The sequence below is a fragment of the Candidatus Stygibacter australis genome, from assembly GCA_030765845.1.
GTDB classification, from domain to species: domain Bacteria; phylum Cloacimonadota; class Cloacimonadia; order Cloacimonadales; family TCS61; genus Stygibacter; species Stygibacter australis.
The window spans coordinates 1-6,083 of record JAVCDJ010000184.1 but is presented as its reverse complement, the minus strand read 5'-3'; the positions used below and the strand labels follow the sequence as shown (position 1 = coordinate 6,083).

General features: G+C 34.9%; 6 protein-coding genes. 3 read left to right on the top strand and 3 right to left on the bottom strand.

The window, feature by feature from the left end; translation table 11 throughout:
- The 3 genes from RAO94_09395 to RAO94_09385 form a co-directional block, all read right to left on the bottom strand.
- Positions 1-570: hypothetical protein (locus RAO94_09395; protein MDP8322550.1), on the bottom strand; the 570-nt coding region annotated here is incomplete at its 3' end.
- A 2-nt stretch (positions 571-572) separates the two neighbouring features.
- A complete protein-coding gene (locus RAO94_09390; GenBank protein ID MDP8322549.1) occupies positions 573-2,165 on the bottom strand; it encodes a NosD domain-containing protein in 1,593 nt (530 codons plus the stop codon).
- Positions 2,166-2,798: 633 nt separating this feature from the next.
- Positions 2,799-3,191 (bottom strand): transposase, encoded by a 393-nt coding sequence (locus RAO94_09385; protein ID MDP8322548.1) that lies wholly within the window; start codon positions 3,189-3,191, stop codon positions 2,799-2,801.
- Between the two features lie 276 nt (positions 3,192-3,467).
- Here RAO94_09385 and RAO94_09380 point away from each other — a divergent pair, with 276 nt between their 5' ends.
- The 3 genes from RAO94_09380 to RAO94_09370 all read left to right on the top strand — a co-directional run.
- Complete coding sequence (locus RAO94_09380; GenBank protein MDP8322547.1) at positions 3,468-4,193, top strand: hypothetical protein; 726 nt, start codon at positions 3,468-3,470, stop codon at positions 4,191-4,193.
- Between the two features lie 215 nt (positions 4,194-4,408).
- Positions 4,409-5,086 (top strand): methyltransferase domain-containing protein, encoded by a 678-nt coding sequence (locus tag RAO94_09375; GenBank protein ID MDP8322546.1) that lies wholly within the window; start codon positions 4,409-4,411, stop codon positions 5,084-5,086.
- A gap of 359 nt (positions 5,087-5,445) precedes the next feature.
- A partial coding sequence (locus RAO94_09370) for a histidine kinase dimerization/phospho-acceptor domain-containing protein (GenBank protein MDP8322545.1) occupies positions 5,446-6,083 on the top strand: 638 nt, incomplete at its 3' end.

Genomic DNA, 6,083 nt, shown 5'->3' with positions numbered 1-6,083 from the left:
ATTAAATAATATTACATCAGGATTATTGGAACCCAATAATAGCTGAATTTCCTCATCGTTAGTTGAATCCATTTGCTTATTCCAGGGGTTATCATGCCAATTTTCTAGTCCGAATTGAAATAAAGATATTTTATTCCTAATGTTTTCGTAAATTATAAATAATCCTCTTTCTGGTGGACTATAATCTTCATAATCATTAATATTTGTATATCTGTTTTTTCCAAAACAATCATTTTCAAAGAAACCACCAAATATTTTTCGAGCTTCTCTAACTATGTCATTCTGCTTTTTTTTGTCAAATCGACTACCACCAATTTGAGTTTTAGTGTGTAATATCCACTCTGAGCAATTCAATGAGTCCTTTACACTTTCATCCAATTTGATAATCGAAGCGTAAACACCTGTAAATGATTGATAATCATGATACTCAAACCACTTGTAATTAACAATTTTATTTTCATCACAAACTTCATTTAGATATCTAACTTTGAAAAAGTCTCTCATGATCAGTAATTCCTGCAGCTTCTTTTTCGTTGAACTTTTGGGGTAAAAGTTTATAACTATACTCATAATCAATATCCTCTATCTAATTTCCTTCTCAAATTCTCAACTGGAAATTCATCGATAAATCCTACACTAAACTGTAAGATTAAAGACGCATCAAAAGCCTCAACAACCCCATTCCCATCTACATCAGCAACATCAATCCTCCAATCTTCCCAGGGCAAAGTTGTTCCTTCCGGTATTAATAAACAAAAATACTGTAAAACAAGTGAAGCATCAAATGCTCCAATAATTTCGTTATCATCCACATCTCCAAAATTATGTCCCGGAATTGCTTGAGGGTAATAAAATGCTCCAATATCTGCTATTGTTCCATCTGGATCAAAATAAATCGGGTCAGGATTACCAGCATCAACACAGGGAGAGGCTTCTGTAAGATGAAAATCACCATTCTCTGCATCAACAAAGAGTGGATCCATAAAGAGATTACAATATATATCGCAGGGATCTCCATTAATGTTTGAAGAAAGTATCTCTCCAAATAAATTTGGCATGTCAACTTGAACATCGCTCATCCAGAACAGATTATACACTACTTCTGATGGTGACATGTCACCATAAAATCCAAAGGAATTTTCATAAAAGATATTTCCTATGATTGATTCTATGGATTCATCATTGCAGAAGATGCCATTATCATTATTACTAATCGTGTTGCTACTTATAGAGGGAGTTGAATCTTCGCAGAAGATGCCATTATCATTATTACTTATTGAATTGTTTGTAATAGTTGGTGAGGAATCAAAGCAATAAATGCCATTTTCATTATTACTTATCATGTTGCTACTTATAAAGGGTGATGCATTGCCGTTGCAGTGGATGCCTGCACTATTATTACTTATTGAATTGCCGGTGATAGTTGGTGATGAATCATAAAAGGGTACGATGCCATAACCATTATCACTAATTGTATTGTTGATAATAGTAGGTGATGAATAAATGCAGGTGATGCCATTATCGGCATATTCTATTTTACAATATGAAACCGTGCTACTTGATGAACTATTACCTTCGAAACATATTCTTGTCCAAATTCCAGGAAAAGGCTGATAATTGTTGCTTGTAAAAGTAATACTGTCTTCCTCTGTTCCTTCTGCTGTAAGCATTCCAGATACTATTAATTGCCTGCCATCAGCAAATTCAAGCCTTACTCCAGGCTCTATTGTTAGAGTATCATTCTCATTAACTGTTATATTATCGATAACTTGATAAATATATTCATTTGTTAATATTCCACTTATTTCGCCTGAAATATCTAAGGGTAATCCATATAGAAGTGTTACTGTCTCAAAGGTTGAATCATTCAGCAAAAGCTCTTCAGCAATATTAATAGACTGCCAGCCTTCATGAGAATATTCAATTGAGTATATTCCTTCATTTATAGATATTTGAAAATAACCATCTTCATTTGTGTAAGTGCTATCCGTAATAGCAGAAGGAGTAACAGCAGTAAAAAGTATTTTTGTCCCTTCATGGCTTTCTTCTCCATCCAGATAGCAATAGCCGTCAATTGCCGCAAAACGAGTATCAGCAAACACCGAATGTGAACCGATTAATAATAGTGTCAAAATGATGAAGTAAAATATTTCCCTCTTTTTCATTTTCTTTCCCTCCAATTATTTTTCTATTTTTTATATCTTATCAATATCAATTTAATTCTGATCAAAGGATTATCCCCTTGTCGGATCTTCACTGCAAATAGAATGAATAGAAACACCAATAACTTTTGCCCACAAACAGAATCTTTCAGGTTAGGATAATATTACTTTCATTCAATTCTCCTAACCCAAACAATCAAAATAATTCATATTTTGTCAAATTAATCTTACCGTGGGATGCCTCCATTTTTTGAGACTGTTCAACATTATGGTTGATTTACTCCTGCAAGAGAATGCGCCAATTTCTTCTTCATCAATATCGTCAATTTCCTTTAGCAGGGAATGAATACGATTATTAATTCGCTCCTTATGGCGATCAACATTCTTTTTCCATACAACTTTGTTTCTGTTAGCATCTGCTCTGATCTTTGTTCCGTCTATGAAATGCACATCATAAATATCTATGAAACCTTGCTCATAAGCATTGCGTCATAAATAGGTGTCACATTTTAACGCAGTGATTTTGAATTATATACGGCGTGAAGAGCTTCAATATCCGTTGATATGCAGCGATGATCAATGCAGATAGAATTCAAAAGAACAAGTTAAAAGTAACAGATATTTATGATGTAATGCTTATATGTGAAATACGAAATCTGCTAATACTACTGGCAAAATCTCTACAAAGTGCTTACTTCTATATCTGCTAATAGTTACAAGGTCGGGAGTTTGGTATCCATTCAACCACATAAATGTTATGCTGTCATGGAGTTGCTTCTCAATTTTTCGACTACTAAATATACCTTGCGTGTAGGCATAAATTAGTATTTTCAGCATCATTTTCGGATGATATGGACTGTTTCCACCCTTACCGTTTTTATTAGCCTTACAAGGTCTCACGAGCATTTTCATGCTTAACAAATCGACAAATGAATTGATTATCCTGGAGACATGATTCTCTGGAATCAAGTCATCCAGATAGGAAGGAAGGCATAAACCTTGCTGCTGATTATAATCTTTAAACTTCATATATGATACTTTTAAATATATAGTATTATTTTTAAAGCAAAATTAGTATTTTATTCAAATAATGGTTGTGAACCAGCCCCGGTACGCAGGCTGGTTAAAACAGCTATGCCTTACTTCTTATTGCCGTAGTCTATCATACTTGCAGGTTTTGGTTTATCCGAGTTAGGGTATTTATAATCGATAAACGGTATGGATAATTAATGGCAAATATTTAAGTTTATTGACGAAAAACCATCCAGTCTGAGTATTTACTCATCGAACATTGGGGAGTAAATTATGAAGAGAATACTTCTTTTTTTGATCATCCTGAGTTATTTAAATATCTGGGCAGATGATACAGGTGATTTACTCTGGCAAAAAGCAGTGATCATTGCAAAAGAAAACAGTCACCTTATTACAGGTGAATTGGAACAGGTAACCAAATTGACCAATAAGAAAGGAAAAGTGAAAGTAGAAGAAACTATTCTGATCACATATTCTCAATCTGGTAACGACGTTGTGGGAAGATTTGAATCTAGCTGCTCTAATGGTGGAAAACCCGTAGGACAAGATGATGAGCGTATAAAGTCTATGTTAGAAGAAGATATGCTGAATAAAGAAGCACTCTTCCTCAATTTTAAGGGGACAGACCTGCAGGTAACCAAAAAACCAGACATCCAGGAAATCAAGGGACATCAATGTCAGAGATTTGATTATGAGTATTATGAATATGATGATGAAAGCAATAAAAACCTGCGCTACTGGGGAAAAGTGTGGCTTGATAATGAAAATGGCATCCCTCTATTAGATGAAGGTAATTTGGAATCTCCCATCAAAATGATGAAGGATATCACAATTGCCACCTTCTATCATTATGGAGAGGATGGCTGGTATATAGATGAGGTTAATACCTCCTTCCGTATTTCGATGCTTATCATCAGTGCCTATACCACTATCTGCAGATATTACCGTAATTACTGGGAGTTTATACCAGTAGATTCTGAGATGCAGGAGTCTGATTAAGCATTATCAGACTGGTTATAATAGAGGTCGTCATCTGCGCCGCACCTGTGAGTACACCGGCGCTGCACGTATGAGAGACTGATCACTCTAAGTAGTTGATATCATTGCAGGTTTTCAATTATTTCACCTGTATAGTGAAAAGCTTCCAGCAAGTCCTTTTTGCTAATTCTAATAATAATTTCTCTTGTAATTAAAATCAGTTAAGGGATAAGTCAATGCTGAAACAGGGAACTTATGTCATCAGTCATAAAGGACTGCTCTATTTTTTAGATGAAAAGGGCAAGAGAATATCTTATAAACCATGGCTGGGAGACAGTGTGGGATTTTTGTATGATCTGATAATGGAGAAGAATATATTTCCCCGCAAATTTGGAGCAAGTATAGAAAAACATTATCAGATATTACAGGAGATGATGGCTGATATCCATGGTATGAAAGTTTTGGAACTGGCAACTGGTAGTGGAAGCGCTAGGCATTTTCTGGCAAAAGATAATAATTATACTGGTTCTGATATCAGTGTTTCTCTGCTGCGGCAGGCAAAAAGAAAAATTGAAAAAGCAGGTTTCAAGGACAGTAAGTTTTATGTAACCAGTGCCGAGAACTATATGTTTGAGCAAAATAGCTTCCAGGTTTGCCTCTGCATTCTGGCAATTAATTTTCTGAATGACCTGAACCAGCTGGCACAGGAATTATCTCAAATACTTCAGCCAGGAGGAGTTTTTTACTGCTGCGTACCAGTGCCGGAACGTAATAAAACAGGCAGCCTAGTGAGAGGAAACCTTTACAGCGAAAAGGAACTACAGGAAATTTTCTCTAAGCATAACTTTGTTTTTGAAGCCAGTACAGCAACCAATGGCTCAATATTATATTTCCAAGCCATTAAAAAAGATTGATCAGTGATTTCAATGTGATACTTACATTGTGATCTCAAGGAAAAGCAACAAAGCACGTAGTGACGTTTTAATGTTAGATAGTTCTTTGTTGTTCCGGCTTAGGGCAACTGTCAGTGCTAATTATGTTTAATTATAAGCATTTAACTGATTTTAAAGCATTTCAGAAGCTCAATCATTTCCTTTTTGGTAAATCAGGCTTTCTGGTTAAAATCTCAATAATATTTTACTAATCGCAAGATTTTAACTGGTAACAGGTTGAGTGGTATCTTAGAAAATAACTTCAAAAAGAAAAAATCATTATATTTGACATTTAAAGTCTTTCAGATAGATTGTAATAATAAAAAATGTAGGCTGGTTATATGTATTGCTTCGCACATTACTTAATACTGAGTTTATCAGTATTATTTCAGCTTTCTGCCGGGATACTTGCTCTTCATCTGATCAAGGTAACAGGCCGCAGGATGGGTTGGATTTTGATCTCTCTGGCGAACTTATTTATGGTTTATAGACGCGTATTATCCTTTATTGCCCTTCACTGCGACTCGCAGAATTTTATCTTATCTAGTGAAATTGCCGGACTAATGATTTCTATCATGATGTTTTTAGGAATGTCAATGATCAAAAAATACTTTTTAAGTATAGTAGGGATAAAGGACAAAATCCATGAAGAACAGATGGAACTTGAAAAGATCAATAAATCCAAGGATAGACTTTTTTCGATCATCTCGCATGACCTTAAGAATCCCTTTAATACAATTTTAAATTTTTCTCATCTTCTGCTGCGGAACTATAAGCAACCGATCCCGGAAAAAGCTTATGATTTTATCCGCCGTATTCATAAATCTGCCCGATGTGGTTATACCTTGCTGGAAAATCTCTTGCAGTGGTCACGTTTTCAAACCGGTACCATAGATCTGGTTTTAGACAAATTGAACCTGAATCTGCTGGTTGAGCAAAACATACTTCTGCTGACAGAAAATGCTAATGCTAAAAATAT